General features: G+C 72.6%; 23 protein-coding genes. 3 read left to right on the top strand and 20 right to left on the bottom strand.

Features of this window, described 5'->3' with window-relative positions; genetic code table 11:
• Positions 1–14: 14 nt before the first annotated feature.
• The 4 genes from AC07DO_RS24270 to aroH all read right to left on the bottom strand — a co-directional run bounded on the left by AC07DO_RS24270 (position 15) and on the right by aroH (position 2,911).
• Positions 15–602, bottom strand: coding sequence for a lysophospholipid acyltransferase family protein (locus AC07DO_RS24270; RefSeq protein ID WP_479063232.1), 588 nt, complete (start codon positions 600–602; stop codon positions 15–17).
• Positions 603–658: 56 nt separating this feature from the next.
• Entirely contained in the window at positions 659–1,354 is a 696-nt protein-coding gene (gene cmk, locus AC07DO_RS24265; protein WP_479062555.1) for a (d)CMP kinase, read from the bottom strand.
• Positions 1,355–1,466: 112 nt separating this feature from the next.
• Positions 1,467–2,552 carry a prephenate dehydrogenase gene (locus AC07DO_RS24260; RefSeq protein WP_479062553.1) on the bottom strand — a complete coding sequence of 362 codons (1,086 nt, stop codon included), beginning with the start codon at positions 2,550–2,552 and terminating at the stop codon, positions 1,467–1,469.
• The gene (aroH, locus tag AC07DO_RS24255; protein ID WP_479062551.1) at positions 2,549–2,911 is read right to left on the bottom strand and encodes a chorismate mutase; all 363 of its coding nucleotides are present in this window, start codon (positions 2,909–2,911) and stop codon (positions 2,549–2,551) included. Before aroH ends, AC07DO_RS24260 begins: the two co-directional genes overlap by 4 nt.
• 328 nt (positions 2,912–3,239) lie before the next feature.
• Between aroH and AC07DO_RS24250 the strand changes: the two genes are divergently transcribed.
• The gene (locus AC07DO_RS24250; protein WP_479062549.1) at positions 3,240–3,983 is read left to right on the top strand and encodes a nucleotidyltransferase domain-containing protein; all 744 of its coding nucleotides are present in this window, start codon (positions 3,240–3,242) and stop codon (positions 3,981–3,983) included.
• Here the strand turns inward: AC07DO_RS24250 and AC07DO_RS24245 are convergent.
• From AC07DO_RS24245 to AC07DO_RS24190, 12 genes are all read right to left on the bottom strand, one after another.
• Positions 3,909–4,673, bottom strand: coding sequence for a nucleotidyltransferase domain-containing protein (locus AC07DO_RS24245; protein WP_479062548.1), 765 nt, complete (start codon positions 4,671–4,673; stop codon positions 3,909–3,911). The two genes, AC07DO_RS24250 and AC07DO_RS24245, sit on opposite strands and share 75 nt — an antisense overlap.
• A 3-nt stretch (positions 4,674–4,676) precedes the next feature.
• Positions 4,677–5,678: an ADP-ribosylglycohydrolase family protein gene (locus AC07DO_RS24240; RefSeq protein WP_479062546.1), complete on the bottom strand. Its 1,002-nt coding sequence runs from the start codon at positions 5,676–5,678 to the stop codon at positions 4,677–4,679.
• Positions 5,675–6,400, bottom strand: coding sequence for an NUDIX hydrolase (locus AC07DO_RS24235; protein WP_479062544.1), 726 nt, complete (start codon positions 6,398–6,400; stop codon positions 5,675–5,677). Before AC07DO_RS24235 ends, AC07DO_RS24240 begins: the two co-directional genes overlap by 4 nt.
• A 99-nt stretch (positions 6,401–6,499) precedes the next feature.
• Positions 6,500–7,627 (bottom strand): pseudouridine synthase, encoded by a 1,128-nt coding sequence (locus AC07DO_RS24230; RefSeq protein WP_479062543.1) that lies wholly within the window; start codon positions 7,625–7,627, stop codon positions 6,500–6,502.
• An 11-nt stretch (positions 7,628–7,638) separates the two neighbouring features.
• Entirely contained in the window at positions 7,639–8,295 is a 657-nt protein-coding gene (scpB, locus tag AC07DO_RS24225; RefSeq protein ID WP_479062541.1) for an SMC-Scp complex subunit ScpB, read from the bottom strand.
• On the bottom strand, positions 8,292–9,341 hold the full coding sequence (locus AC07DO_RS24220; protein WP_479062540.1) for a segregation and condensation protein A: 1,050 nt from the start codon (positions 9,339–9,341) through the stop codon (positions 8,292–8,294). The genes scpB and AC07DO_RS24220 overlap by 4 nt, the downstream gene beginning before the upstream one ends.
• Positions 9,342–9,360: 19 nt before the next feature.
• Entirely contained in the window at positions 9,361–9,948 is a 588-nt protein-coding gene (locus AC07DO_RS24215; RefSeq protein WP_479062538.1) for a hypothetical protein, read from the bottom strand.
• On the bottom strand, positions 9,933–11,105 hold the full coding sequence (locus tag AC07DO_RS24210; RefSeq protein ID WP_223828263.1) for a ParA family protein: 1,173 nt from the start codon (positions 11,103–11,105) through the stop codon (positions 9,933–9,935). The genes AC07DO_RS24215 and AC07DO_RS24210 overlap by 16 nt, the downstream gene beginning before the upstream one ends.
• A 324-nt stretch (positions 11,106–11,429) precedes the next feature.
• Positions 11,430–12,545, bottom strand: a complete 1,116-nt coding sequence (gene ald, locus AC07DO_RS24205; protein ID WP_479062536.1) for an alanine dehydrogenase — start codon at positions 12,543–12,545, stop codon at positions 11,430–11,432.
• Positions 12,546–12,690: 145 nt separating this feature from the next.
• Entirely contained in the window at positions 12,691–14,781 is a 2,091-nt protein-coding gene (locus tag AC07DO_RS24200) for a tetratricopeptide repeat protein (RefSeq protein WP_479062534.1), read from the bottom strand.
• A 188-nt stretch (positions 14,782–14,969) separates the two neighbouring features.
• Positions 14,970–15,596, bottom strand: coding sequence for an NUDIX domain-containing protein (locus AC07DO_RS24195; protein WP_479062533.1), 627 nt, complete (start codon positions 15,594–15,596; stop codon positions 14,970–14,972).
• Positions 15,597–15,682: 86 nt separating this feature from the next.
• Positions 15,683–17,356, bottom strand: a complete 1,674-nt coding sequence (locus AC07DO_RS24190; protein ID WP_479062531.1) for a CTP synthase — start codon at positions 17,354–17,356, stop codon at positions 15,683–15,685.
• A 442-nt stretch (positions 17,357–17,798) separates the two neighbouring features.
• On the opposite strand from AC07DO_RS24190, the gene AC07DO_RS24185 reads away from it, so the two are divergent.
• The gene (locus AC07DO_RS24185; protein ID WP_479063231.1) at positions 17,799–19,610 is read left to right on the top strand and encodes a glycoside hydrolase family 15 protein; all 1,812 of its coding nucleotides are present in this window, start codon (positions 17,799–17,801) and stop codon (positions 19,608–19,610) included.
• Positions 19,611–19,778: 168 nt separating this feature from the next.
• The gene (locus AC07DO_RS24180) at positions 19,779–21,422 is read left to right on the top strand and encodes a PucR family transcriptional regulator (protein ID WP_479062529.1); all 1,644 of its coding nucleotides are present in this window, start codon (positions 19,779–19,781) and stop codon (positions 21,420–21,422) included.
• 24 nt (positions 21,423–21,446) lie between these two features.
• Here AC07DO_RS24180 and AC07DO_RS24175 read toward each other — a convergent pair whose 3' ends face one another.
• From AC07DO_RS24175 to recN, 4 genes are all read right to left on the bottom strand, one after another.
• On the bottom strand, positions 21,447–22,583 hold the full coding sequence (locus AC07DO_RS24175; protein ID WP_479062527.1) for a glycosyltransferase family 4 protein: 1,137 nt from the start codon (positions 22,581–22,583) through the stop codon (positions 21,447–21,449).
• 200 nt (positions 22,584–22,783) lie between these two features.
• Positions 22,784–23,830 (bottom strand): hypothetical protein, encoded by a 1,047-nt coding sequence (locus AC07DO_RS24170; RefSeq protein ID WP_479062526.1) that lies wholly within the window; start codon positions 23,828–23,830, stop codon positions 22,784–22,786.
• A 99-nt stretch (positions 23,831–23,929) separates the two neighbouring features.
• Positions 23,930–24,700, bottom strand: coding sequence for a hypothetical protein (locus AC07DO_RS24165; RefSeq protein WP_479062525.1), 771 nt, complete (start codon positions 24,698–24,700; stop codon positions 23,930–23,932).
• A 46-nt stretch (positions 24,701–24,746) separates the two neighbouring features.
• The gene (recN, locus tag AC07DO_RS24160; RefSeq protein ID WP_479063229.1) at positions 24,747–26,474 is read right to left on the bottom strand and encodes a DNA repair protein RecN; all 1,728 of its coding nucleotides are present in this window, start codon (positions 26,472–26,474) and stop codon (positions 24,747–24,749) included.
• Positions 26,475–26,658: the final 184 nt, after the last annotated feature.

The following is a 26,658-nucleotide window of genomic DNA, read 5'->3' as shown; positions in this document are numbered from 1 at the left end:
TTGATAAGTCTCGCTCAGCGCCCGGTCAGGCGCCTGGCGTTTTCCAGGTGGCCGGTGAGCCGCTCCTGGATGCGCACGGTCGCCTCGTCGAGCGCCTTGCGCGTGCGGCGCCCGCTGCCGTCGCCCGCGTCGAAGGGATCTCCGAAGACGACGTCGACCCGGCTGCGGAGCGGGGGCAGCTGCTTTATCAACCGTCCCGGCCTATCGGTGCTTCCCAGCACCGCGACCGGCACGATCGGGGCGCCTGCCCGCACCGCGAAGTACGCGAGCCCGGCCCGCAGCGACGCGAAGTCGCCCTCGCCCCGGGTGCCCTCCGGGAAGATCCCCAGGACGCCGCCCTGCTCCAGGACGCCGAGCGCCCGCGTGATCGCCGTGCGGTCGGCGACCGAGCGGTCCACCTTCAGCTGGCCGATCCGGTGCAGGAACGGGCCGAGGGGCCCGATGAACGCTTCCTTCTTGATCAGGAAGTGCGTGGGCCGGGGCGCGACGCCCATGACCATCGGCCCGTCGACGTTGTGCGAGTGGTTGACGGCCAGGATCACGGGGCCGCTCGCGGGCACCCGCCAGGCGCCGAGCACCCGCGGCTTCCACAGGCCGTACATGAGGCCGACGCCGATGCGGCGGCCGACCTCCGCGCCCCGCTCGGAAGCACCTTCAGTCACTTGCCGGCCCGCTTCTCCTCGACGAGGGTGACGACGCACTCGATGACCTGCTGGAGCGTGAGCTCGGTGGTGTCGACCTCGACGGCGTCGTCGGCCTTGGCCAGCGGGGACGTCTTGCGGCTGGAGTCGGCCGCGTCCCGCTTGATCAGGGCTTCCTGCGTCGCCTTGATGTCGGCGCCCTTCAGCTCGCCGGAGCGGCGGGCGGCGCGGGCCTCGGGCGACGCGGTGAGGAAGATCTTCAGGTCAGCGTCGGGCAGCACGGTCGTGCCGATGTCACGGCCCTCGACGACGATGCCGTCCTCGGCCGAGACCGCGATGGAGCGCTGCAGCTCGGTGATGCGGGTGCGGACCTCGGGGACGGCGCTGACCGCGCTGACCTTCGAGGTGACGTCGGTGGTGCGGATCGGCCCCGCGACGTCCGTGCCGTCGACCGTGATGGTCGGGGCGGCCGGGTCGGTGCCGGAGACGATCTCGGGCTTGCCCGCGACGGCGGCGATCGCCGTCGGGTCGGTGAGGTCGATGCCGTGGTGCACCATCCACCAGGTGATGGCCCGGTACTGGGCACCGGTGTCCAGGTAGCTGAGGCCGAGCTGGGCGGCGACAGCCTTCGAGGTGCTCGACTTGCCCGTGCCGGACGGTCCGTCGATGGCGACGATCACGGCTGCCGGGGCGGCGGTTTCGGCTGTTTCCACGGGGCTGTGGGCACCTTTCGCATGACGCGGGCCAGGGAGGCGGGGCGCGAACGCGCCCCGCACAAGGTTACTGGCTCGCACACCCTGCCCCGACAGCCCCCGCACGGGCCCGCTACCGCCGGATCGACCAGCCCCGCTCCCGCAGCGCCGCCGTCAGCACCGGCACGGACCGCGGATCGATCATCAGCTGCACCAGACCGGCCTGCTGCCCGGTCGCGTGCTCGATGCGGACGTCCTCGATGTTGACGCCCGCGCTGTCCGCGTCGGCGAAGATACGGGCCAGCTGGCCCGGCTGGTCGTTGATGAGCACCGCGACGACCTCGTACGCGGCCGGGGCCGCGCCGTGCTTGCCGGGCACCCTCACCTGGCCCGCGTTGCCGCGCCGCAGCACGTTCTCGACTCCGGCGGCGCCCTCGGTCCGCTTGTCTCCGTCGGCGGACTGCAGCGCGCGCAGCGCCGCCACCGTGTCGTCCAGGTCGGAGGCCACCTCCGCGAGCAGGTCGGCGACCGGGCCGGGGTTGGCGGAGAGGATGTCGATCCACATCCGCGGGTCGGACGCGGCGATCCGCGTCACGTCGCGGATGCCCTGGCCGCAGAGCCGTACCGCGGACTCCTCGGCGTTCTCCAGGCGGGCCGCGACCATGCTGGAGACCAGGTGCGGCATGTGGGAGACGAGGGCGACCGCGCGATCGTGGGCGTCGGCGTCCATGACGACGGGCACGGCCCGGCAGAGGGCGACGAGCTCCAGGGCGAGGTTGAGCACCTCGGTGTCGGTGTCCCGGGTCGGCGTGAGCACCCAGGGCCGGCCCTCGAAGAGGTCGGCGGTGGCGGCCAGCGGGCCGCTGCGCTCGCGCCCGGACATGGGGTGGGTGCCGATGTACGGGGTGAGGTCGAGGCCGAGCGCCTCGAGCTCGCGGCGCGGGCCGCCCTTGACGCTCGCCACGTCGATGTAGGCGCGCGCGACCCCGCGGCCCATCACGTCGGCCAGCGTGGTCGCGACGTGCGCGGGCGGCACGGCGACGACGCAGAGGTCGACGACGCCCGCGGGCGACTCGTCCGTGCCCGCGCCGAGCGCGGCGGCGGTGCGGGCCTGCTCGGGGTCGTGGTCGGCGAGGTGGACGGCGACGCCGCGGGAGGCGAGGGCCAGGGCTGCGGAGGTGCCGATCAGGCCGGTGCCGATGACGAGGGCGGTTCTCACTGGGCGATGTCCTTGCGGAGTGCGGCCGCGGCGCCGAGGTACACGTGCGTGATCTCGGAGCGGGGCCGGTCGGTGTCGATGTGCGCGAGTACGCGGACGACGCGGGGCAGGGCGCCCTCGACGTCCAGTTCCTGCGCGCAGATCAGCGGTACGTCGACGATGCCGAGTCCGCGGGCGGCGGCCGCGGGGAAGTCGCAGTGCAGGTCCGGTGTGGCCGTGAACCAGATGCTGATCAGGTCGTCCTGCGTCAGGCCGTTCCGTTCCAGGAGGGCGATGAGCAGCGCACCGACCTGCTCGCCCATGTGCCCGGCCTCGTCCCGCTCCAGCTGGACGGCGCCCCGGACCGCTCGTACCGCCACGTCACTGCCCCTCTTGCCCCACGTACGCCTTGGATGAGCGTCAAGCCTATCCAGCGTCCGGCACGGGAGTGCGCGGCGCCCGTCTGCCGAGACGGGCGCCGCGCGCCGTACCGGGGCGGCGCCATGGTCCTGCCGTGGAAGGCCGGGTCCTGACCGCACCGGCGCCGAACCTCGGACCCTGCCGATATCGGCCGAATCAGCCCCTGTCGCCCCATGGGCCGATCGGGGTCGTCCAGCACCGTCGATGTCGACAAAGCGACCTGCAAGTTCACCGCCGACCACCGGGAATTCGATCACCTTGGGCTGATCCCGGCCATACGCTCCTCGCATGCACCCTCAGGACCTGGTACGCGACCACACCGTCTACTCCTGCGTGATGGGTTCGCGCGCCTTCGGTCTGGCCACGGACGACAGCGACACGGACCGCAGGGGCATCTTCCTGGCCCCCACGCCGCTGTTCTGGCGCTTCGACAAGCCCCCGACGCACGTGGACGGCCCGGCCGACGAACAGTTCGGCTGGGAGCTGGAACGGTTCTGCGAGCTCGCGCTCCGCGCCAATCCGAACGTCCTCGAGTGCCTGCACTCCCCTCTCGTGGAGCACGTCACGGAGACCGGGCGCGAACTGCTCGCGCTGCGCGACGCGTTCCTCTCCCGCCAGGCCCACGACACCTTCGCCCGCTACGCGCTGGGCCAGCGCAAGAAGCTCGACGCCGACGTCCGCACGCACGGCGCCCCGCGCTGGAAGCACGCCATGCACCTGCTGCGGCTGCTGATGTCCTGCCGCGACCTGCTGCGCACCGGCGAGCTGACCATCGACGTCGGCGACCAGCGGGAGCCGCTGCTCGCGGTGAAGCGCGGCGAGCTGCCCTGGCCGCGGGTCGAGTCCTGGATGAACCGTCTCGCCGCGGAGTCGGAGGACGCGGCCGTGCACAGCCCGCTCCCGGCCGGGCCCGACCGGGAGCGGGTCGAGGACTTCCTGTTCCGCACGCGCCGGGCGTCAGCCCTGGAGGCGTACGCGGACGACGAGGTCGTGCAGCGCGTCGTACGCCGCGTGGGAACCGGGCAGCGCTGACTCCGCCTGCGCCTCGTCGAGGAGGGCGTGCAGCCGCTCCACGTCGGCGGCCACGCGCGCGTGGTTCACGGCGGCGCCACCGTGCTCGGCCTCGGCCTTGGCGGCGACGAGCTCGGGCAGGTAGGCGGGGGCGGCCTTCTCCGCCTCGACGAGCGTGGGCAGATGGGCCACCACGGCACCGCTGCGCATCAGGTGGATGCCGGTGAGCAGGACGCGGAAGGTGTAGAGCAGCGGCTTGAGCTCGCCGTTCCTCTCGAAGAGCCGCCACTGGGTCCTGGCGAAGCCGCGGTAGTGGTGGGCGTGGTGGCTGGTGAGGACGTCCGGGGCGTGCGCGACGAGTTCGGCGTGCGCGTCGGTGGCGTGCACGACCAGCGGGGAGAGCAGCTGCTCCAGGACGTATCCGTTGTGGCGCAGCATCAGCCGGACGAACTTGCGCAGGTCGTGCGTGACGAGGTCCATCTCGACGCCGTCCCGGTCCCACATCCTCGACCGCGTCTCGTCCGGCTCCCGCAGCCCCACCAGATCGGTCACGGGCAGCAGGTGCACGCCCCGCAGGTCCACGTCCGAGTCACGGGAGGGAAAGCCGTACAGGTGCGCCCCGGAGACCGTCGCGAAGAGCAGCGGGTCCCGCTGCTCGGCGACGACGGAGGTGAGGTCGATGTCCAGGTCGGGGCCCAGGTCCACAGTCATGGCTCAAGCGTCCCAGAGCGCTCCGAACTCCTGAAGCTCGTCCCTGTGTTCGATGCGCCCCACCCACTCCGCCGGCCAGGCGTCCGCGCCGAGGTGGGCTCCCGCGAAAGCACCCGTGAGGCAGGCGATCGAGTCCGAGTCGCCCGATGTGCAGGCGGCCCTGCGCAGCGCGGTGACCGGCTCGTCGACGAACATCAGGAAGCAGAGCAGCCCGGTGGCGAAGGCCTCCTCGGCGATCCAGCCCTCGCCGGTCGCGAGGCAGGGGTCGGTCTCGGGCGAGGGCGAGCGGAGCGCGTCACGGAGCCGCTCCAGCACGCCGAGGCACTCGTCCCAGCCGCGTGCGATGAACGCCCGCGGTGACGCGTCCCCGCCCCGCCTCCACAGCTCGCCGAGCCAGCGCTCGTGATACGTCTCCCGGTTGTCGTACGCGTACGAGCGGAGGAGCCCGACCAGTCCCGTCGGCTCGGCGCCCTCGGCGAGCAGCCGGACGGCGTGGGCGGTGAGGTCGGAGGCGGCGAGCGCGGTGGGGTGGCCGTGGGTGAGGGCGGACTGCAGCTGGGCGACGCCCGCGCGCTGCTCGTCGCCGAGCCCGGGTGCGAGCCCGACCGGCGCGACGCGCATGTTGGCGCCGCAGCCCTTGGAGTGCACCTGGCTCGCCTCCTCCCACGGCTTGCCGGTCTTGAGGAGGTAGCAGGCCTTGAGGCAGGTGTTGCCGGGCGCGCGGTTGTTCTCCGGCGACTGGTACCAGTCCACGAATTCCTCGCGCAGCGGCCGCTCCAGCCGCTTGGGGCCGAGCAGGCCCCGGCCCATGGCGGTGCGAAGGCCGCGGCTCAGGGCGAGCGTCATCTGCGTGTCGTCGGTGATGTACGCCGGGTCGGGCAGCGCCATCTCCCGCCAGGGGCCGCACTTGGCGAGGATCGAGGGCACGTCGTTGAACTCGGTCGGGAAGCCGAGCGCGTCCCCGAGGGCGAGACCCATGAGGGATCCCGTGGCGGCACGCTTCATGAGGGCTGTCCTTCCGGGGTGGGGCGGAGCAGGGGCGGATGCAGGGCGGAGGCGGCGCCGGCCCGGAAGAGCGCCGCGGGCTTCCCTCGCCCGCCGGTCAGCCGCGCGGCGCCGGGCACGGCCTCCACGAGCCCGGCCGTGCCGACCACCTTGCGACGGAAGTTGGCCGGGTCGAGCTCGGCGCCCCACACCGCTTCGTAGACCTGGCGCAGCTCGCCGAGGGTGAACTCGGGCGCGCAGAACGCGGTGGCGAGTCCGGTGTACTCCAGCTTGGCGCCGACCCGGTCGTGGGCGTCGGCGAGGATCCGGTCGTGGTCGAAGGCGAGCGGCCGGTAGGTGGCCGGGCTGTGGGGCAGCCAGGCCGCGCGGGCGGCGTCGCCCCCGCCCCGCACCTCCGGCGGGTCGGGCACGAGCGCCGCGAAGGCGACGGAGACGACCCGCATGCGCGGATCGCGGTCCGGCTCGCTGTAGGTGCGCACCTGCTCCAGGTGCAGCCGCCCGACGTCGGCGATCCCGGTCTCCTCGGCGAGCTCACGCCCCGCGGCCGCCTCGGCGGACTCGTCGGGCAGCACGAAGCCGCCGGGCAGCGCCCAGCGGCCGACGTACGGCTCCTGGCCGCGCTCGACGAGCAGGACGTGCAGCGCGCCGTCGCGGATGGTGAACACGGCCAGGTCCACGGTGACGGCGAACGGCTCGAAGGCGTGCTTGTCGTACTCCTGCATGCACGACCACCCCCCTCTCTTTATGGTCTCATTGACTATAAAGAGAGGAGGGTGGGCCGCACAAGGGGCCTGCGGGCCTGGGCCCCAGGGCCTTGAGGCCTAGAGGTCGACTTCCTGCATCAGCATCCCGACCTCGGTGTTGGACAGCCGCCGCAGCCAGCCCGACTTCTGGTCGCCCAGGGTGATCGGCCCGAAGGCCACCCGCACCAGCTTGTCGACGGGGAAGCCCGCCTCGGCGAGCATGCGCCGCACGATGTGCTTGCGGCCCTCGTGGAGGGTGACCTCGACGAGGTAGTTCTTGCCGGTCTGCTCGACGACGCGGAAGTGGTCCGCGCGGGCGTACCCGTCCTCCAGCTGGATGCCGTCCTTGAGCTGCTTGCCCAGGTCACGCGGGATGGGGCCCACGATGTGCGCGAGGTAGACCTTCTTCACGCCGTACTTGGGGTGGGTCAGGCGGTGTGCCAGCTCGCCGTGGTTGGTGAGCAGGATGACACCCTCGGTCTCGGTGTCGAGCCGCCCCACGTGGAAGAGCCGCGTCTCGCGGTTGGTCACGTAGTCGCCCAGGCACTGCCGGCCCTCGGTGTCCTCCATGGTGGAGACGACGCCCGCGGGCTTGTTCAGGGAGAAGAACTGGTACGACTGGGTGGCCACGGTCAGGCCGTCGACCTTGATCTCGTCCTTCTCCGGGTCGACGCGCAGGCCCTGCTCCAGGACGATCTCGCCGTTGACCTCGACGCGGGCCTCGTCGACGAGTTCCTCGCAGGCGCGGCGCGAGCCGTAGCCCGCGCGGGCCAGGATCTTCTGCAGCCGCTCGCCCTCCTGCTCGGCGCCCGGGAAGGTCTTGGGCAGGTTGGCCTTCGGCTTGCCCGCGTACCGCTCCCGGTTGCGCTCCTCGGCCCGCGCGTCGTACTCACGCGAGGTGGCCGGGGCCCAACGCCCCCGTCCGCTGCCCTGGCCCTGCTTGGGGCCGCCCTTGGCGCCGCCGCGCGCCGAGGCGCCACGGCCCGACTTCGGACCGTTGTGCGTGCCGTCGGACCCTACGTCGTAGCGCCGCTCCTCCGGACGCGGCTTCTTCGGACGGCCGCTGCCGCCCTGCTTGTCATCGCGGTTGTTGCCGGCCCCGCGGGGGTTGCCGCGACCGCCGCCGTTCCCGCCGCGGCCGCCGCTGTTGCCACCACGGCTCCCGCCGTTGTTTCCGCTGCTGTTCCTGCCGCTGCTGCTTCGCATCAAAGTTCCGTCTAGTCGGCTGTGTCCTGGGTGTACTCGTACCCCGGTGCATCGGGTGCGTCCGGGTCGAACGACGGAACACCTTCCTGCGTCTCTCCCTCGATCGCGTCCGCCTCGGGGAGGAAGGGCGCGAGCTCCGGGAGCTCGTCCAGGCCGCGCAGGCCCATCCGCTCCAGAAAGTAGTTCGTCGTCCTGTACAGGATCGCACCTGTTTCGGGTTCCGCGCCCGCCTCCTCCACCAGACCCCTCTGGAGGAGCGTGCGCATCACGCCGTCACAGTTCACCCCGCGCACCGCGGAGACCCGGGAACGGCTGACCGGCTGGCGGTACGCGACGACCGCGAGGGTCTCCAGAGCCGCCTGGGTGAGCCGCGCCTGCTGCCCGTCCAGGACGAAGCCCTCCACGGCGGCCGCGTACTCGGGCCGCGTGTAGAAGCGCCACCCGCCGGCCACGAGACGCAGCTCGAAGCCGCGCTTCTGCACGGTGTACTCGTCGGCGAGCTCCCGCAGCGCGACGGCGACGGCGCGCCGCGGCCGCTGCAGGATCTTCGCCAGGTGCTCCTCGGTGGCCGGCTCGTCGACGACCATCAGGACCGCCTCCAGGGCGGGCCGCAGCTCCAGCTCCGCCACGGCACCGGCAAGCTCCCCGACGGGGCTCTGCGTGCTCACGCCTTCTCCTCCAAGGGCTCGGGTGCCCGGTCGAACTCATCGGTCACGGTCGGCTCCGCGATGCCGTCCCCGCCCGTCCACCGCACCATCAGCTCGCCCAGGGGGTCCTCCTGGTCCAGGGCGACGGCCTTCTCGCGGTAGAGCTCCAGCAGGGCGAGGAAGCGGGCGACGACGGTGAGGGTGTCCCCCGCGTCCTCCACGAGCACCCGGAAGCTGGCCTCCCCCTGCTCCCGCAGCCGGGCGACGACGAGCCCCGCCTGCTCCTGCACGGAGACGAGCGGAGCGTGGATGTGTTCCACGTACACCTGCGGCTTCGCACGGGGCTGCATCGCCTTCACGGCGAGTTTGGCGAATCCTTCCGCCCCGATGCTGATGACGACTTCCGGGAGCAGTTCGGCGTGGTGCGGTTCGAGGCCCACGGTCCGCGGATAGCGCCGAGCCTCGTCGTCGAGCCGCCCGCTGAAGATGTCCGCCACGTGTTTGTACGCGCGGTACTGGAGGAGCCGCGCGAAGAGCAGGTCCCGCGCCTCGAGCAGCGCCAGATCGGCTTCGTCCTCCACCTCGGCGGCGGGCAGCAGCCGCGCCGCCTTCAGGTCGAGCAGTGTGGCGGCGACGACCAGGAACTCGGTCGTCTGGTCCAGGTCCCAGTCGGCTCCCATGGCCCGGATGTGCGCCATGAACTCGTCGGTGACCTTGGAGAGGGCGACCTCGGTGACGTCCAGCTTGTGCTTCGAGATCAGCTGGAGCAGCAGATCGAAGGGCCCCTCGAAGTTGGCGAGCCGAACCGTGAACCGCCCGTCACCGGGCTCGGCGGACTCGGCGGACTCGGGGGATTCGGAAGATTCGGGGGATTCGGGGGATTCGGCGGATTCAACGGGCGCCGCGACTTCCGCGGGCGCCGCGACTTCCGCGGGCCCGGCCGGGGGCTCCGGAGCCGGAGGCGGGTCCTCCACCGCTTCCCGCTCCACGGGCGCCGCGCCGGGCCCGCGGCCCAGGGCGCGGCGGCGGGAGGGCGGGGGCGGTGCGGATTCGCTGTTCGAGGCCATGAGGCCAGAAACGCTACCCCTACCGCCCGCGCAACCGTCGTACGAGGATGCTCGCGTCCCCGCGGGACTCCAGATCGGCGAGGACGACGGCGACCGCCTCCCGCACGATCCGCCCGCGGTCGACCGCGAGCCCGTGCTCGCCGCGCAGCACGAGCCGCGCGTGTTCGAGGTCCATCAGCTCCTCGGCGGAGACGTACACGGTGATCTTCTCGTCGTGCCGCTCGCGTCCGCTGGGCCGCCGGTTCGCCGCCCGTGCCCGACGCCGTGCCTGCGCGGTGGACGAGCCCCCGGACTTGCCGCCCTGCGTGGCCGAACCTTCCTGCGCCGCCCCCGAGCGCCGTCCGGCACTCTTGTCGCCCTCGGCGCCGGCCGCCCTCGCGCGCGACTCGGTGCCCGACTCCGCGTCCGATGCCGCGTGTTCGGCGGGCTCACCGTCGCTCTGCGCCGCGTCCTCGGCCGAGGCCGCCGCCTCGTCGCTCTCGCCCGCCGGAGCGGGCACCTTCGCCTCGCCGTTCGCCTGGCGACGCGGCGACGACGACTGCAGCGCCATTCCCCCGGTCGTACGGAACAGTTCGTCGGCCCCCGGCAGACTCACTCGGCGTGACACCGGGCGAGCACCTCCCTGGCGAGCTGGCGATAGGCGGCCGCGCCGACCGAGTTCGACGCGTACGTGGTGATCGGCTCACCGGCGACCGTGGTCTCCGGGAAGCGGACCGTGCGGCCGATGACCGTGTGGTAGACGTGGTCGTCGAAGGCCTCGACCACGCGCGCGAGCACCTCACGGCTGTGCACCGTGCGGGAGTCGTACATGGTCGCGAGGATGCCGTCGAGCTCCAGGTCGGGGTTGAGCCGCTCCTGGACCTTCTCGATGGTCTCCGTCAGGAGGGCCACACCGCGCAGCGCGAAGAACTCGCACTCGAGCGGCACGATCACCTTGTGAGCCGCCGTCAGGGCGTTCACGGTGAGCAGGCCGAGCGAGGGCTGACAGTCGATCACGATGTAGTCGTAGTCCTGCATGAGCGGCTTCAGGGCGCGCTGCAGGGTGGACTCGCGCGCGACCTCGCTCACCAGCTGCACTTCGGCGGCCGACAGGTCGATGTTGCTGGGCAGCAGGTCCATGTTGGGGACCGCCGTCTTCAGGAGCACCTCGTCCGCGGACATGCCGCGCTCCATGAGGAGGTTGTAGACCGTCAGGTCCAGCTCCATCGGGTTGACCCCGAGGCCCACGGAGAGGGCGCCCTGCGGGTCGAAGTCGACGAGCAGGACCCGGCGTCCGTACTCCGCGAGGGCCGCGCCCAGGTTGATGGTCGACGTCGTCTTGCCGACGCCGCCCTTCTGGTTGCACATCGCGATGATCTTCGCGGGACCGTGGTCGGTCAGCGGGCCCGGGATCGGGAAGTACGGCAGCGGGCGTCCCGTCGGGCCGATGCGCTCACGGCGCTGACGGGCGGCGTCCGGCGCGAGCGTGGCCGCGTACTCCGGATCGGGCTCGTACTCGGCGTCGGGGTCGTAGAAGTGCCCCTGGGGCAGTTCCTCGTAGTCGGCGAGGTGGGTGTGGGTGTTATCGCCACTCCGGTCGCCGGCCATGGCGTTCACGTGATGGCCATCCATGCTCTGGGGTGCTGACTGTGTCGGCTGGGGGCCCTGCCGGGCTTCGAAGGTGCGGACAGCGACCGAGCCGACGGCTTCGAGCCCCTCGGAACCCTGGTCCCGCACAGACGTTCCTGGTTGACCACCCCCGGGAGCAAATGTCGACTCATTCACAAGTCGTCTTACCTCCTTGGTGACCAGGAAATTTCTCGATAGGTCAGCGTGGCACCATGCCGACGGTTGGCGACTCTATGGCGTGTCACCGCTCCGCAGCAACACAATCCGCCGGACCCGGCCCGATGTGTCGGCAATGGAACACCCTTGTGTCAAGGGCGTGCGGCTCGCCGTCGTCGCGTTTCGGGGGTGGGCGAAACGGTTAAAGGGTTACGTTCAAGGCCAGTTGAGCGTGTCCACACTGATACGCATACGGCCGGACCCCTCTCAAGGTCCGGCCGCGGGCGTGAGATTGACGACTTTCGTTGACGAAAGCGGTCAGGTTCAGCCGAGGAGCGACTCCAGCTCGACGTGGTCGAGGCCGTGGGCCTCGGCGACCTCCTTGTAAACGACCTTGCCGTCATGCGTGTTGAGACCCAGCGCGAGGGCGTGGTCACGGCGCAGCGCCTCGACCCAGCCGCGGTTCGCGAGCTCGACGATGTACGGCATCGTCGCGTTGGTCAGCGCGTACGTCGACGTGTTGGGCACGGCGCCGGGCATGTTGGCGACGCAGTAGAAGACCGAGTTGTGGACCGGGAAGGTCGGCTCGGCGTGCGTGGTCGCGTGCGAGTCCTCGAAGCAGCCGCCCTGGTCGATCGCGATGTCGACAAGGACACTTCCGGGCTTCATGCGCGAGACGAGCTCGTTGGTGACCAGCTTCGGGGCCTTGGCGCCCGGGATGAGGACGGCACCGATGACGAGGTCGGCCTCGAGGCAGGCCTTCTCCAGCTCGAAGGCGTTGGAGACGACGGTCTGGATCTTCGTACCGAAGATCTTGTCGGCTTCCTTGAGCTTGTTGATGTCCTTGTCGAGCAGGGTCACGTGGAAGCCCATGCCGATGGCGATCTGCGCGGCGTTCCAGCCGGAGACGCCGCCGCCGATGACGACGGCCTTGCCCGCGGCCACGCCGGGGACACCGCCCGGCAGGACGCCGCGGCCGCCGTTGGCGGCCATCAGGTGGTAGGCGCCGACCTGCGGGGCCAGCCGGCCCGCGACCTCGGACATCGGGGCGAGCAGCGGGAGCGCGCGGTTGGCGGTCTCGACCGTCTCGTACGCGATGGCGGTGGTGCCCGACTCCAGGAGCGCGTCCGTGCACTCCTTGGACGCGGCCAGGTGGAGGTAGGTGAAGAGGGTCTGGTCCTTGCGGAGGCGGTGGTACTCCTCCGCGATGGGCTCCTTGACCTTCAGGAGCAGGTCCGCGGTGGCCCAGACCTCATCGGCGGTGTCCAGGATCTTGGCGCCCGCCGAGACGTACTCGGCGTCCGTGATCGAGGAGCCGACGCCGGCGTTCCGCTCGATGACGACCTCGTGGCCGTGGCGCACCAGCTCGTGCACACCGGCGGGGGTGATGGCCACCCGGAACTCGTTGTTCTTGACCTCGCGGGGGATGCCGACCTTCATCGTCGATCACGGTCCTTGGCTCAGGGGATTTCTCGGGCAATACAACGCATACCGGTGCGCGTGGGGGCGCAGCGGGAGACACCGCAGAGGTATGCGGCGGAGCCAGTCTAATGAAGGATTTCTCGCTGTCTAGCCTTTCAATACTTCAATCTTCTGTCGAAGCACTACGGATTTCGTAGGCGGAAGTGGCTGCTCCACCGTTCGTTTCAAGCCTTGCGGCCTGCGGAAGCTCCTCTCCCAGCATGCGCTCGGCCGCACCGCGGTGCAGCCGGGCGGCCGCCGGGTCGCCGAGCCGCTCCAGGGTGTCCGCGAGCCGCAGCTGCAGCGCCGCCTGCAGCCGTACGTCCTTGGCGTGCCGGGCCAGCTCGACGGCCTCCTGGCAGGTCCGCAACGACTCCTCGGGGCGCCCCGCGTACTCCTGCACACGGGCCATCTCGCTCAACGCCCGCGCCTGGGCGGCCACGTCGCCGCTCTTGCGGTACCCGGTGACGGCCGAACTCCAGTTGCGCAGCGCCTCTCCGTAGCGCCCCGCGTAGGTGTGCACCGCGCCGATCCGGCCGTACAGACGGGCGGCGTCCGTGCGCTCGCCACGGGCGAGGCGCTGGGCGAGCGCTCTGCCGAACCAGTCGGAGGCCCGTGACCAGTCCCCCAGCTCCTGGTGGGCGCCGCCTACGGATTCCATCGCGCGCCCGGTCGCGTACGGATCGCCAGCCGCACGTCCCGCGTCCAGCGCCGCGCGGTAGCGGGCGAGCGCGTCCTGCGTACGTCCCGTCTGCGCGTCCAAATCCGCCAGGTTCAGCAGCGCCGCGGCCTGCTCGCGCGGCAGGTTCCGCCGCTCGGCGACGTCCAGGACGAGCCGGTGGATGCCGTAGAGCTCCGGGGCCGCGTCCTCCGTGCCGCGGTGTGCCACCAGGGCTCTGACCAGGGCGGCCATCAGACGCCGCGCGAGGGTGTCGAGCTCACCGTCGGCCACGGCGAGGCGGGCGGCGGCGAGCAGTGCGGGCTGCCGGATGCGCAGCCACTCGGCGGCCGCCCCCGGGCCGGGGAAGCGCAGGGCGCGCGGCATCCCCGCGAGTTTCTTGCGGGCGGCGGAGGCGTCCGGCTCCGTGACGGCCCGGCAGGACTGGAGCAGGCGCACGGTCCGCTCCAGCATGCGGGCGCGGGCCAGCTGGATCTCGGCGGGGCGGTCCTGGCTCTCGGTGCGGGCCTTCAGGAGCGGCACCAGGCAGCCCGGCACCTCGTACTGCGGCAGCGGCGAGTCGACGGCCCGCACGAGGCCGAGGGCGACGAAGTCGTCGAGGGTGGTCCTGGCCGCGGAGACCGAGCAGCCCGCGAGCGCGGACGCGGTGTGCGGGTCGACGTGGCCGGCCGGGGCGAGGGAGAGGAACCGCAGTATCCGGGCGGCGGGCGCGGGCAGCGAGGCGTAGGTGTGAGCGAAGACACGGGCGAGGGGCGAGCCCTCGTCCGGCATGTCGTGCACCTGCTTGGCCAGATCGGCGACGGCCGCCTTCGGCCGGCCCCCGAGCCAGCCGCCGGCCAGGACGAGCGCCGCCGGGTGGGCCGCGCACGCCTCGACGAGGGACTCCGCGGAGCGCGGGTCCACGGTGATGCGGACGGGCCCCGCGGCGCGCGCGAGGAGCTCGACGGCGGCCGCCTTGTCCAGACCGCCCAGCGTGCAGGGCCGCACGTCGGGGATGCCGGTGAGCGGGCCCTCGGCGACCGCGACGACCAGGCAGTCCGGGGTGTCCGGAAGGAGCGGGTCGACCTGCTCGGCGTCCGTGGCGTCGTCGAGCAGGAGCAGCGCCCTGCGTTCGGAGAGCGCTTCCCGGAGGATTCCGGTGAGGTCGTCCTCGGCCGCTCCGGGGGGTGCGGGCACGCCGAGCGCGTCCAGGAGTTCGCGGGCGGTGCGTTCGGTGGGCACCCGGCTGCCGTCGGGGTCCGTGAGGCGGGCCCGCAGCACGCCGTCGGGGTAGTCGCCGGCGACCCGGCGGGCGAGTTCCCCGGCGAGCGAGGTGCGGCCTGAGCCGGGGCGGCCCGCGACGAGCAGGACGCGCGCGCGGGGCGCTTTGCGGCCCGAGAGGGTGTCGAGGCCCGCGCGGTCGATGTCCGCGCGGAGTTCCTTCAACTCCCGGCATCTGCCGACGAACTGACCCCTTGTCGGCTCCGGGGCACTCGCGGGCGGCGGCACGGCGCCACCCGCCGTCGCACCGTCGGTGTCGACCGCCTGATCCGTCACGGGCCACGCTCCCGTCCGCCTGCGCACGAGCCCGCCGGGACTCCGGGCGGGACGCTTTCAGAGCCTAGTTCAGGCCCTGTGGCGGTTCCGGTCACACAGCGCGCACAAGTCGCCCGATCGGATCAGTGGATCGTCATATCGGAACCCGTGCGCCCCCCTTCGGTGACCGCGCCCCGACCGGAGCGGGCCTAGGCGTCGAAGGGCCGGGCGGGCCAGGGCGCCTCGGCCGGGCGCAGCGCGTCGAGGCCGTCGCCGTTCTGGGCCGCGACCAGCGACAGCGCGCCGACGACCAGGCAGTTGTTGTGCAGTTCGCCGGCGAGCACACCGCGTACGAGCTCGTCGAGGGGCACCCGGGCGAGCTCCATGTCGGACTCCTCCTCGGCGACCTCGAAGCGCTCCCCCTCGGCCTCGGACAGATCGCGGGCCAGGAAGATCCGGACGGCTTCGTCGCAGCCGCCGGGGGTGGTGTACACGTCGGTGAGGACACGCCAGTCCTCGGCCTTGACGTGCGCCTCTTCGTAGAGCTCGCGCTGGGCGGCGTGCAGGGGGTTCTCGCCGGGGATGTCGAGGAGGCCCGCGGGGATCTCCCAGAGCTTGTGGCGGACCGGGTGGCGGTACTGGCGGATGACCAGGACGCGGCCCGTGTCGTCGAGGGCGAGGACGGCCACCGAGCCGGGGTGGACCTGGTAGTCGCGGCGGACGACCGATCCGTCGGGCATGACCACGTCGTCGGTGCGGACGGAGGTCTTGTTCCCGACGAACGGGGTCTCCGTCGCCGTGACCTGCCACTCCTCGGCGGTGTCCTTGATCGTCATGTCGCCCTGTCCTCCCACACGTACAAAAAGAAACCGGGGTGCGCGTCTCTCGGGACACGCACCCCGGCAACCGTACCGTTCCGGTGTTACTTGCCGGACTTGCCGCCGGACTTCTGCTCGCCCTGCCGCTCGACGGCGGCCTTCACCAGGCCCGCGAAGAGCGGGTGCGGGCGGGTCGGACGGGACCGCAGCTCCGGGTGGGCCTGCGTGGCGACCAGGTAGGGGTGGACCTCGCGCGGGTACTCGACGTACTCGACGAGCTTGCCGTCCGGGGAGGTGCCGGAGAACAGGATCCCGGCCTTCTTCTCCAGGTCCGCGCGGTAGGCGTTGTTCACCTCGTAGCGGTGGCGGTGGCGCTCCTCGACGTACTCCTTGCCCTCGTACACCTCGCGCACGATGGAGCCCTCGGCGAGCTTGGCGGGGTACATGCCCAGGCGCATCGTGCCGCCCATGTCGCCCTCGCCCGCGACGATGTCGAGCTGCTCGGCCATGGTGGAGATCACCGGGTGGCCGGTGGCGGCGTCGAACTCCGTCGAGTTCGCGTCGGGGATGTCCGCGAGGTTGCGCGCGGCCTCGATGACGATGCACTGCAGGCCGAGGCAGATGCCGAGCAGCGGCACCTTGTTCTCGCGGGCGTACTGGATCGCGCCGACCTTGCCGGAGACGCCGCGGTCGCCGAAGCCGCCGGGGATCAGGATCGCGTCGCAGTCGGCGAGCTGCTTCTTGGCGCCGGCCGGCGTCTTGCAGTCGTCCGAGGTGACCCACTTGACCTTGACGCGGGCCTTGTTGGCGAAGCCGCCGGCGCGCATGGCCTCGGTGATCGAGAGGTAGGCGTCGGGCAGGTCGATGTACTTGCCGACGAGCGCGACGGTGACCTCGTGCTTCGGGTTGTGCACGCGGTCGAGCAGGTCGTCCCACTGCGTCCAGTCGACGTCGCGGAACGGCAGGTCGAGCTTGCGCACCACGTAGGCGTCGAGGCCCTCGGTGTGCAGCACCTTCGGGATGTCGTAGATCGACTTGGCGTCGATGGCGGCGACCACGGCGGCCTCGTCGACGTCGCACATCAGCGAGATCTTGCGCTTGATGGCGGTCGGCACCTCGCGGTCGGCGCGCAGGACGATGGCATCCGGCTGGATACCGATGTTGCGCAGCGCGGCGACGGAGTGCTGGGTCGGCTTGGTCTTCAGCTCGCCGGAGGGGCCGATGTAGGGCAGCAGCGAGATGTGCACGACGAAGACGTTGTCGCGGCCGACCTCGTGGCGGACCTGGCGGACGGTCTCCAGGAACGGCAGCGACTCGATGTCGCCGACGGTGCCGCCGACCTCGGTGATGACGACGTCGACGTCGTCGGTCGCCATGCGGCGGATGCGGTGCTTGATCTCGTTGGTGATGTGCGGGATGACCTGGACGGTGTCGCCGAGGTACTCACCGCGCCGCTCCTTGGCGATCACCTGCGAGTAGACCTGGCCGGTGGTGACGTTGGCCGAGCCGTCGAGGTCGACGTCGAGGAAGCGCTCGTAGTGGCCGATGTCCAGGTCGGTCTCGGCGCCGTCGTTGGTGACGAACACCTCGCCGTGCTGGAAGGGGTTCATCGTGCCCGGGTCGACGTTCAGGTACGGGTCGAGCTTCTGCATCGTGACGCGCAGGCCACGTGCCTTGAGGAGCGCACCCAGGCTGGAGGCAGTCAGACCCTTGCCGAGGGAAGAGGCGACACCCCCGGTGACGAAGATGTGCTTGGTCGTCTTGGATTTGGGCTGCATGGCCAAGAGGGGGCTCCCGTGGTCGCGGTCTGGAGGGTGCGTACCGGCGCTCTCACCAGGGATTCGGGGAGGTGCCGTCGCTGCGGTTCGGGGGTTCTATGACCACCGGCTCACGGGCTACCAGGGTATCAGCGCCGGACGGAGCCCGCGTCCGGCCACGCTCCGCCATCAGGCGCACACAAGTCGGTCACGAGACCCGCACGCCCCGGTTTTCCCCGCCGCACCGCCTCTCACCTGCCGCTCACCCGTTCGGCGGAGCCTCGTTGCCGGGAGGGGCGCGCGGATCACTAGGGTGCGTCGTATCCTGCTCGGACAATCGCTGCCGAGCCCATCCGGCACACGGCACCATCCCGCCTTGCACCCGGAACAAGCGCTCGTCGACGATCACTTGACCGCTGACCTGTAAGCGCCCCGCGGGGCGAACGTGGCCGTTCGACTGGAGATAGACGTGGCCGGGCGCATCGAGGATTACGCACTCATCGGAGACATGCAGACCGCAGCCCTGGTCTGCCGGGACGGCACAGTCGACTGGCTGTGCCTGCCCCGCTTCGATTCCCACGCCATTTTTGCCGGCCTGCTGGGCACCGAGGAGCACGGCTTCTGGCGCCTTGGGCCCGCACACGACCCGGACGCGCAGCCACCCACTGCCGCGCGCCGCAGCTACCGCGGCGACTCCCTGGTGCTCGAATCCGAGTGGGACACGACGCGCGGAACGGTCCGTGTGATCGATTTCATGCCTCCGCGCGACACCGACGCGCCGCAGCTGGTGCGGATCGTCGAGGGTGTCAGCGGCCGGGTGCCGATGCGCTCGGCACTGCGCATGCGTTTCAGCTACGGCCGTGTCGTGCCCTGGGTGCACAAGGTCGACGGCCGCACCGTGGCCGTCGCGGGCCCCGACTCGGTCTGGCACGACACCGAGGCCGAGACCTACGGCAAGGACCTGACCACCTACTCCGACTTCACCGTCTCGCCCGGTGAGCGGATCGCGTTCACCATCTCGTGGCAGCCGTCCCACAAGGACCAGCCCGCGCTGCCCGAGCCCGAGAACGCGCTCGCCGCCACGGAGGAGTTCTGGCGGGAGTGGGTCGACCACTGCACGTACCACGGCCCCTACCGGGAAGCCGTGGTCCGCTCGCTGATCACGCTCAAGGCGCTCACCTACGCGCCGACCGGCGGCATCGTCGCGGCGCCCACGACCTCGCTGCCCGAGGACGTCGGCGGCTCCCGCAACTGGGACTACCGCTTCACCTGGCTGCGCGACGCCGCCATCACGCTCTCCTCGCTGCTGCGCACCGGCTACCGCGAGGAGGCCCGTGCGTGGCGCGAGTGGCTGCTGCGGGCTGTCGCGGGCGACCCGGAGAACCTGCAGATCATGTACGGCATCGCGGGCGAGCGCGAGCTCGGCGAGACGGAGCTCGACTGGCTGCCGGGGTACGAGAACTCGCAGCCGGTCCGTGCGGGCAACGGCGCGGCGGGCCAGCTGCAGCTCGACGTGTACGGCGAGGTGACCGAGGCGCTGCACCTGGCCCACATGACGGGCCTGGCCCGCAACGACTACGCCTCACTCCTCCAGCTCAAGCTGATCCGGTATCTCGAGGACCACTGGGACGAGCCGGACGAGGGCATCTGGGAGGTGCGCGGTCCGCGCCGGCACTTCGTTCACTCGAAGGTGATGGCGTGGGTCGCGGTGGACCGCACCATCAAGCTCATCGAGTCCGGTGACGCGGACGGCCCGCTGGAGGAGTGGCACAAGCTGCGCGACGACATCCACCGGGACGTGTGCGAGCGGGGCTACGACAAGGAGCGGAACACCTTCACGCAGTCGTACGGCTCGAAGGAGCTGGACGCCTCGCTGCTGCTGATTCCGCAGATGGGCTTCCTGCCGCCGGACGACAAGCGCGTCATCGGCACCATCGAGGCGATCCAGCGGGAGCTGTCCACGCCGGACGGCTTCATCCTGCGCTACCCGACCTCCAGCGACGAGGAGAACCTGGACGGCCTGGAGGGCGACGAGGGCGCGTTCCTCGCCTGCTCGTTCTGGATGGCCGACGACCTCGCGATGATCGGCCGGGTCGACGAGGCCCGCAAGCTCTTCGAGAAGCTCCTCGCCCTCCGCAACGACCTGGGCCTGCTCGCCGAGGAGTGGGACCCGCGCCTCCAGCGGCAGGTCGGCAACTTCCCGCAGGCGTTCAGCCACGTGCCGCTCATCGACACCGCGCTGCGACTGACGGCTTCGGGGGCGTACGGGGGCTAGCGCCTCCGGCACCGGCACCCCCTCCCTCTGTGGCGTACGTCATAGAGGGAGGGGGTGTTCGCAATTCCCGCGCGGAATCCACGAGTTGCCGGGCAGCCGCCATCCGTGGCCGGCCCTGTGATCGTTCGGAGATGTTCGCCGGAGGTGCGCCCCGGTAGCGTCCGCGCCATGGACAGTCAGGGCACTCAGGGCGGCATCACCGTGCAGCGCGCGCTGGAACTTCCGGGGCTGCGCGGCGGGCTTCCCGAGGTCGTCGCGGGCGCGGAGCGGCTGCAGCGGACCGTGCGGTGGGTGCACGCGGGCGAGGTACCCAACATCGCCTCGCTGCTCAAGGGCGGCGAGCTGCTGCTCACCACGGGCCTCGGGCTCGGTGCCCGCCCCGCCGAGCAGCGCGCCTTCGTGCGCAAGCTCGCCGAGCGGGGCATCGCGGCGCTCGTCGTCGAGCTGGGCCCGCGCTTCGCACGGCTGCCCGCGGCGATCGTGGATACGGCGCGCTCCGCGGGCCTTCCCCTGGTGCAGCTGCACCGGGAGGTGCCGTTCGTGACGGTCACCGAGGAAGTGCACACCGAGATCGTCAACGGCCACTACGCGCTCCTCCAGCAGGCCGAGGAGGTGCACCGGCGCTGCACGGAGGCGCTGCTCGGCGGGGGCGGCACGCCGCAGGTCCTCGGGATCCTCGCGGAGTTCAGCGGCAACCCGGTGTTCCTGGAGACGGCGGACGGCCAGCTCCTGTACGCGGCCGGGGCGGGCACCGAGTGCGCCGACCCGCTCCAGGTGTGGGAGGGGCTGCGGGGGCGGACCGTCGACCGGGAGGGCCCGCCCGCGAGCGCGGTCATCGTCGACGTGCCGGGCGGCGGACCCGGCGCGGGGTCGGTGCGGGCCAGGCTCGTCCTGCTCGCCGTGGAGTCGGCGCCGCTGCCGGTGCACCGCATCGCCGCGGAGCGGGCTGCGAGCAGCCTCGCGGTGGTGCTGATGCAGGCACGCCAGGAGGAGGAGCTCGCCGCGCGCGGTCGCGGCGACTTCCTCACCGATCTCGCGGAGAGCCGCATCGCCGCCGATGACGCCCCCGCGCAGGCCCGTGTCCTCGGCTTCCGGCCCGGCTCGGCCGACAGCCCGTTGCTCCCGGTGGTGATGCGGCTGGCGGACGGCCTGCCGACCGGCGGCGGGTGGGCGGTCCTGGCGCGGGCGGTCGCGGAGGAGCTGGCGTCGGTGGGGGTGCCCGCGCTGCTCGGCGTACGTCCTGTGGAGGGACGGGTGCCGCTGCTGCTCGGTCTGCGTTCGGAGTCCGAGCGGACCGCGGTGGCGGACCGCGTCGCCGCCGCGCTGCGGGCCGGGGTCGAGCGGGCGGGGATGCAGCGGCCCGGGGCGCAGCCGCCGGTCGTGGTGGTCGGGGTCGCGGGCGGCTGGGCGGCGGCCTCGGCGGGGCTGCGGCACGCGGCGGAGACGGCGACGGCGGCGCAGGGGCTCTCCGACCGGCCCTGGTACGACGCGCGGCGGCTCGACATCGACCTGCTGCTGTGGCGGCTGCACCGGCACGACGAGGACGGGGTCCTCGCGGCGTTCGTGGACCGCGCGATCGGCCCGCTGCGCGCCCACGACCAGCGTTCCAAGCCGCCGCTGCTGCCGACGCTGCAGACGTATCTGGCGCATGCGGGACGCAAGGCGGAGACCGCGCGCGAACTGCATCTGAACCGGCAGACCCTGTACAACCGGCTCGCGAGGATCAGCGAGTTGCTGGGCACGGATCTCGACGACCCGCAGACGGTGCTCGCGTTGAGCCTGGCGCTGCGGGCGCGCAGGCACGTGGCGTAGCGGTCCCAGGCGGGTTGTGGGGCCTCAGGTGTACGGCAGGGGCTGCGTCAACTCGTCGTAGATGCTGAGGACTTGCGTGACGGTCTCGTCCTCGGTCGGCCACGTGGCGACCTGGGCCGCGCCCCTGTCCCTGAGTTCCGCCCGGCGGACGGGGTCGGCGAGGAGGCGTACGACGGCGGTGGCGAGGGCCTCCGGGTCGCCGTACGGGACGAGTTCGGCCGCGTCGCCGACGAGTTCAGGAATGCCGCCGACCGCGGTCGCCACGAGCGGCACGCGCGCGTGGAGCGCTTCCTGGGCCAGCACGGAGCGGGACTCCCAGCTGCTGGGCAGCACGGCGAGGTCGGCCGCGGCGAGGAGTTCGGGGACGTCGTCGCGCCGCCCGACGAGCCGGACCGGCAGCAGTTCTTCCTCGATGCGGCGCTGCAGGGCGGCCCGTTCGGGCCCCTCCCCCGCGACGACGAGCAGCGGCAGCGGGTCCAGGTGGCGCCACGCGCGCGTGGCGTCCAGCAGGACGTCGTAGCCGCCGTTCCGTTCGAGGGCGCCCACGGCGAGGATCAACGGCCGGTCCACGGCGCCGATTTCGGCGCGGGCCTTGTGGAGGAGGCCGTCGGGTTCCTCGGGGGGCTCCGGGCGGCGCGGCGCGGGCAGGGCGACGGCGGCGAGGCGGGCGTCGCGGGCGCCCCTGCTGCGGGCCCGGTCGACCAGGTCGGACGAGGTGCCGAGGACCACGGCCGCGGCCCTGGCGACGCGCCGTTCCAGGAGGCGCAGCAGGCGGGCGCGGGCGCCCTCCGCCTGCGCGCGGGTGTGCCAGGTGACGACGAGGGGGACGCGGCGCCCGGTGAGCGCGAGGGCCGCGCGGAGGGCGGCGTGCAGTCCGTGCGCGTGCACGAGGTCGGCGTCGGCGCAGGCGGCACGGAGGGCGGCGACGGAGGCGGGGTCGCCGCTGCGGGGCACGGGGACGTGGCGGGCGCCCGCGCCGGTGAAGTCGTAGGTGCGGGCGGCCTCGTCGGGGGCGCACACGGTGACCCGCAGCCCCCGGGCGCTGAGGCCCGCGGCCAGCGATCTGACGTGCGCGCTGCTGCCCGCGCTGCCACCTCCGAGGACTTGAACGGTGTGCAGCGGCGTCTGTCCGTGCGGCGAGTGGCTGCTCACGTGGCTCACGTGGCGGGGGCTCCTGGGTCTGCGTCGGGGGGTGCTCGGACGGGTACTCGGGCAGATGCTGCGCCAAGGATGCCAGGAGGCACGGACGTTCCGGCACTGCCGAAAGGTCACTTCCGCATTTGGCGGGGCAACTCCGCGGACGGGATCACCCACACGGGTGAGAGATATGGGAGGTTGCGGATACCTTGCGGGGCTTGCCCTTAGAACGGCCGTCCGAACCGGGCGTCCTGCATGAGGTCGTACACCGCGCGCAGCCAGGGTTCGCGGACGGCGGGCAGCCGGGCCAGTGTGTGGAGGAAGACCCGTCGGTCGGGGGCGAAGAGCCGGATCGGGCGCAGCGGCAGCGGATCGTCGCGGTAGACCCCGTCGGGCAGCCCGCCCGTCGCCGGGACCGGCAACTGCTCGCGGGGGAAGGCCACATGGAGCCAGACATCGGCTTCGAGCGGCACGATCGCGGCCGCGGCGTCCGAAGGCTGCCAGACCTCGCCCGTCCGCGGGTGCCTGGGCACCAAGGCGATGTCGGTGTCCCCGACGGCCGCCGGCAGACCGGGTCCGGTCGGCACGAGGCGCCGCGCCGCGGGCCCCGTGGGGAGCAGCGCGTCGAGAGCACGGCCGAACGTCTCCGTGACGATCCCGTCGGGCAGGCTCACGGGCGCGCCCGCCGACACCGCGAGCAGATGGGCCAGCGCCGCGCCGACCGCCGCCTCCCACCGCGCGTCCCACGCCCCGCACGGCTCGACGGGCGGCGCCGCCCGGTGCTCCCGCGCGAGGGCGTCCCAGTCGGTGCCGGGGTCCGCGGACGCGGAGCGCACGTCGGCGTCGCCTTCGGGCACGAGGCGGACGGCATCCGGCACGAACCACACCGTCTGCCACAACGAGCAGTCGTCGATACGGGTCGCCACCGCGTTCCCGCACCTCGCGCAGGCCAGATTCGGGCCGTCCCGCCCGTCGAGCCCCATGCAGTAGCCGTCGCACCGCTCGGGGATCAGGACGGTGCCGCGGGTGTCCCCCGGCGCGACGACGACCGCGCCCGGGGCGCCGAAGGACAGCCTGTGAACGGGCGCGAACACGCCGCGCTCCGCCGCCGCTTCCGCCCCGACCTCGCTCCACGGCCGAAAGGGCAGCCCGAACGGCTCCGGATCGACGGCGTACGTGCCGGACTCCATGAGCGCGGGAAGCAGCTCGTGTCCGTACGCCTGACGGGCCCGTACGGGAAGAGCGACCTGCTCGACGGGCCGGGTGAGCACGGCAGCGCACCGCACGCACGCGAACACGACCACGCACATCCCCCGTTGCCCCGACCCCTGACCGCCCCCGATCCGTCAGAGCCTAATACGCCGCAACGATCATGATCCAACCCTTTTGTGCGCCCTGTCGGCGTATGCCGCCACGGCGACCAACGCCGCCGCGTGAGCGGCGAGACCCGCGCGGCCGTTGCCCGCGGCGATGGCCGTGCCGAGGGCCGCGCCCAGGGCGTGCGCGCCCGCGTCGCCGAGCATCGTGCGTTCGCCGAGGTCGTCGGGGAGGACGGCGGCCGCGGCCCCCATGGACGCGGCGGCGACCGTCGCGCCCGGCCCCTTGCGCAGTAGCCCCGGCGCGCCCAGCGCGAGCACGGCCGCGCCGGCCTGCCCCGGGCGTACGTCCACGAGGTTCACGAGGTGGGCGGTGCCCGCGACGACCACGCCCGCGAGTGCCTTGTCCACGGGCCGTTCCTTCAGGAGGGCCCCGGCGGCGAGCCCCGCGGCGGAGACGCCGAACAGCTTCACGGCGCCGCTGGTGATCTCGCCGCTCCGCAGCGCCCCGAGGTGCGCGCGGAACCCGCGGCGCGGGTCTCCCGCGCCCGCCACGTCGTCGTAGCCCCCGCAGGCACCGGCGCCGAGCACGGCCAGCGCGGCGGCCGCACGCGGCCTCGCGGGCAGCGCGGCGACACCGACGGCCGCACCGATGGCGACGGCGGGCCCGGCGTACAGGTCGACGCTCCTGCCCGCGTAGTTCTTCCGTGTCCACCGCTCGGCCCCGCCGGGCGCGAGGAACCGCAGCGCGACGGCTCCGGCACGGGTGGCGGCAGCGGCGACGGCCGCGGCACCCAGCCGCGACCCGATCTTGTGTTCGATCATGCGGCCACCCTAGGGGGCGGCCGCGAACGCCCTACCCGTCACCCGGTCACCCGTCGCCCCGGGCCGTCGCCAGCAACTCCTCCGCATGGGCCCGGGCCGTCTCCGAGTCCTCCTGGCCGGCCAGCATGCGCGACAGTTCACGCACCCGGTCCTCGCCCTCCAGGACCTGCACCCCGGAGCGCGTGACCATGCCGTCGTGGGTCTTCTCCACGAGCAGCTGGCGGTCGGCGAAGGCCGCGACCTGCGGGAGGTGGGTGACGACCACGACCTGCGCCGACTTGGCGAGACGTGCGAGGCGTCGGCCGATCTCGACCGCCGCCTTGCCGCCGACGCCCGCGTCGACCTCGTCGAAGAGGTACGTCGGGACGGGGTCCGTACCCGCGAAGACCACCTCGACGGCGAGCATCACGCGCGACAGCTCACCGCCCGACGCACCCTTGGCGATGGGCCGTGGCGGGGCGCCCGGGTGCGGGGCGAGCAGCAGCTCCACCTCGTCGACGCCCGCGGGCCCGTACGCGACGGTGCGCCCGCCGACCTCCACGCCGTCGGCGCCCTCGGGAACCTCCGTGCTGCTGATGGCGATCGACACGCGCGCGTGGGGCATCGCCAGCGACGCGAGCTCCTCGGTGACGGCCGCGGCGAACCGCGTGGCCGCCTCCTGGCGGGCGTCGGTCAGCGCCTGGGCGAGCCCGGCGAGTTCGGCGCGCAGCGCGTCGCGCTCGGCGGTCAGCTCCCCGAGCCGGTCGTCGTCGCCCTCCAGCTCCGTGAGGCGCGCCGCGCCCTCCTCCGCCCACGCGAGGACGGCGTCGATGTCCTCGCCGTACTTCCGGGTGAGCTGCGTCAGCGCGGCCCTGCGCTCCTCGACCGCGGCGAGCCGCAGCGGGTCGGCGTCCAGGTCGTCGGCGTACCCGGCGAGCTCGCCCGCCACGTCGCCGAGGAGGATCCCGATCTCGCCGAGGCGGTCGGCGAGGGCGGACAGGACGGGGTCGTGGGAACGTACGGCCTCCAGGGCCCGTGAGGCGCCCGCGACCAGCGTCGAGGCGTCCACGACCTCCGGGTCCTCGGGGTTGCCGGCGAGCGCGGCGTGCGCGGACGTGGCGGCGGAGGCGAGCGCCTCCGCGTGGCCGAGCCGCTCGGCCTCGGCGGCGAGTTCGGTGTCCTCGCCCGCACGCGGTTCGACGCCCGCGATCTCCTCAAGGCCGAAGCGCAGCAGATCCGCTTCCTGGGCACGCTCCCGCGCGCGGGTGGTGATCTCCTCGACCTCGGTGGTGACGGCCCGCAGCCTGCGGTACGCGGCCGTGTACTTGGTGAGCGGCGCGGTGACGGCGTCGCCCGCGTACCGGTCGAGGGCGGCGCGCTGACGGGCCGGTCTGAGCAGGCCCTGCTGGTCGGTCTGGCCGTGCACGGCGACGAGGTCGTCCGCGAGCTCGGACAGCAGGCCGACGGGCACGGAGCGCCCGCCGAGGTGCGCCCGTGAGCGGCCTTCCGCCGAGACGGTACGGCTGATGAGCAGCGCACCGTCGTCGAGTTCCGCCCCCGCCTCCTCCGCGCGCACGACGGCCGAGGCGCCGGCGGGCACGGCGATGCGCCCCTCGACCACCGCCGACTTCGCGCCGATCCGCACCAGGGCGGGGTCGGCGCGCCCGCCGAGCAGCAGGCCAAGGCTGGTGACCACCATCGTCTTGCCCGCACCGGTCTCACCCGTCACGGCGGTGAAGCCCGGTGAAAGCTCGACGACCGCGTCGTCGATGACTCCGAGCGACCGTATCCGCATCTCCTCCAACACGGACAAGACCTTACGAGGTCAGAGGGCCCGTGTGCGACGGGCCCCGGGCCCCTCCTGTGAAGACGCAGGTCGAAGCGGCGCACCGGAGACGGCTGTCACCCGCTGGGGTGGGCCTCCGGAACAGGCGACCCTCCCGTCGCACCGGGGGTGGGGCTGTCCCCCGCAAGATCCA

The sequence above is a fragment of the Streptomyces sp. NPDC045678 genome, from assembly GCF_056432085.1.
The sequence above is the reverse complement of the archived record's forward strand: the minus strand, read 5'-3'. Positions and strand labels throughout refer to the sequence as shown.

Excerpts from the sequence above, each read along its gene's own strand:
- AC07DO_RS24270 (WP_479063232.1), bottom strand. The coding sequence starts at position 602 with ATGTACGGCCTGTGGAAGCCGCGGGTGCTCGGCGCCTGGCGGGTGCCC.
- AC07DO_RS24250 (WP_479062549.1), top strand. The coding sequence starts at position 3,240 with ATGCACCCTCAGGACCTGGTACGCGACCACACCGTCTACTCCTGCGTG.
- AC07DO_RS24245 (WP_479062548.1), bottom strand. The coding sequence starts at position 4,673 with ATGACTGTGGACCTGGGCCCCGACCTGGACATCGACCTCACCTCCGTC.
- AC07DO_RS24240 (WP_479062546.1), bottom strand. The coding sequence starts at position 5,678 with ATGAAGCGTGCCGCCACGGGATCCCTCATGGGTCTCGCCCTCGGGGAC.
- AC07DO_RS24235 (WP_479062544.1), bottom strand. The coding sequence starts at position 6,400 with ATGCAGGAGTACGACAAGCACGCCTTCGAGCCGTTCGCCGTCACCGTG.
- AC07DO_RS24230 (WP_479062543.1), bottom strand. The coding sequence starts at position 7,627 with ATGCGAAGCAGCAGCGGCAGGAACAGCAGCGGAAACAACGGCGGGAGC.
- AC07DO_RS24220 (WP_479062540.1), bottom strand. The coding sequence starts at position 9,341 with ATGGCCTCGAACAGCGAATCCGCACCGCCCCCGCCCTCCCGCCGCCGC.
- ald (WP_479062536.1), bottom strand. The coding sequence starts at position 12,545 with ATGAAGGTCGGCATCCCCCGCGAGGTCAAGAACAACGAGTTCCGGGTG.
- AC07DO_RS24195 (WP_479062533.1), bottom strand. The coding sequence starts at position 15,596 with ATGACGATCAAGGACACCGCCGAGGAGTGGCAGGTCACGGCGACGGAG.
- AC07DO_RS24190 (WP_479062531.1), bottom strand. The coding sequence starts at position 17,356 with ATGCAGCCCAAATCCAAGACGACCAAGCACATCTTCGTCACCGGGGGT.
- AC07DO_RS24180 (WP_479062529.1), top strand. The coding sequence starts at position 19,779 with ATGGACAGTCAGGGCACTCAGGGCGGCATCACCGTGCAGCGCGCGCTG.
- AC07DO_RS24165 (WP_479062525.1), bottom strand. The coding sequence starts at position 24,700 with ATGATCGAACACAAGATCGGGTCGCGGCTGGGTGCCGCGGCCGTCGCC.
- recN (WP_479063229.1), bottom strand. The coding sequence starts at position 26,474 with ATGCGGATACGGTCGCTCGGAGTCATCGACGACGCGGTCGTCGAGCTT.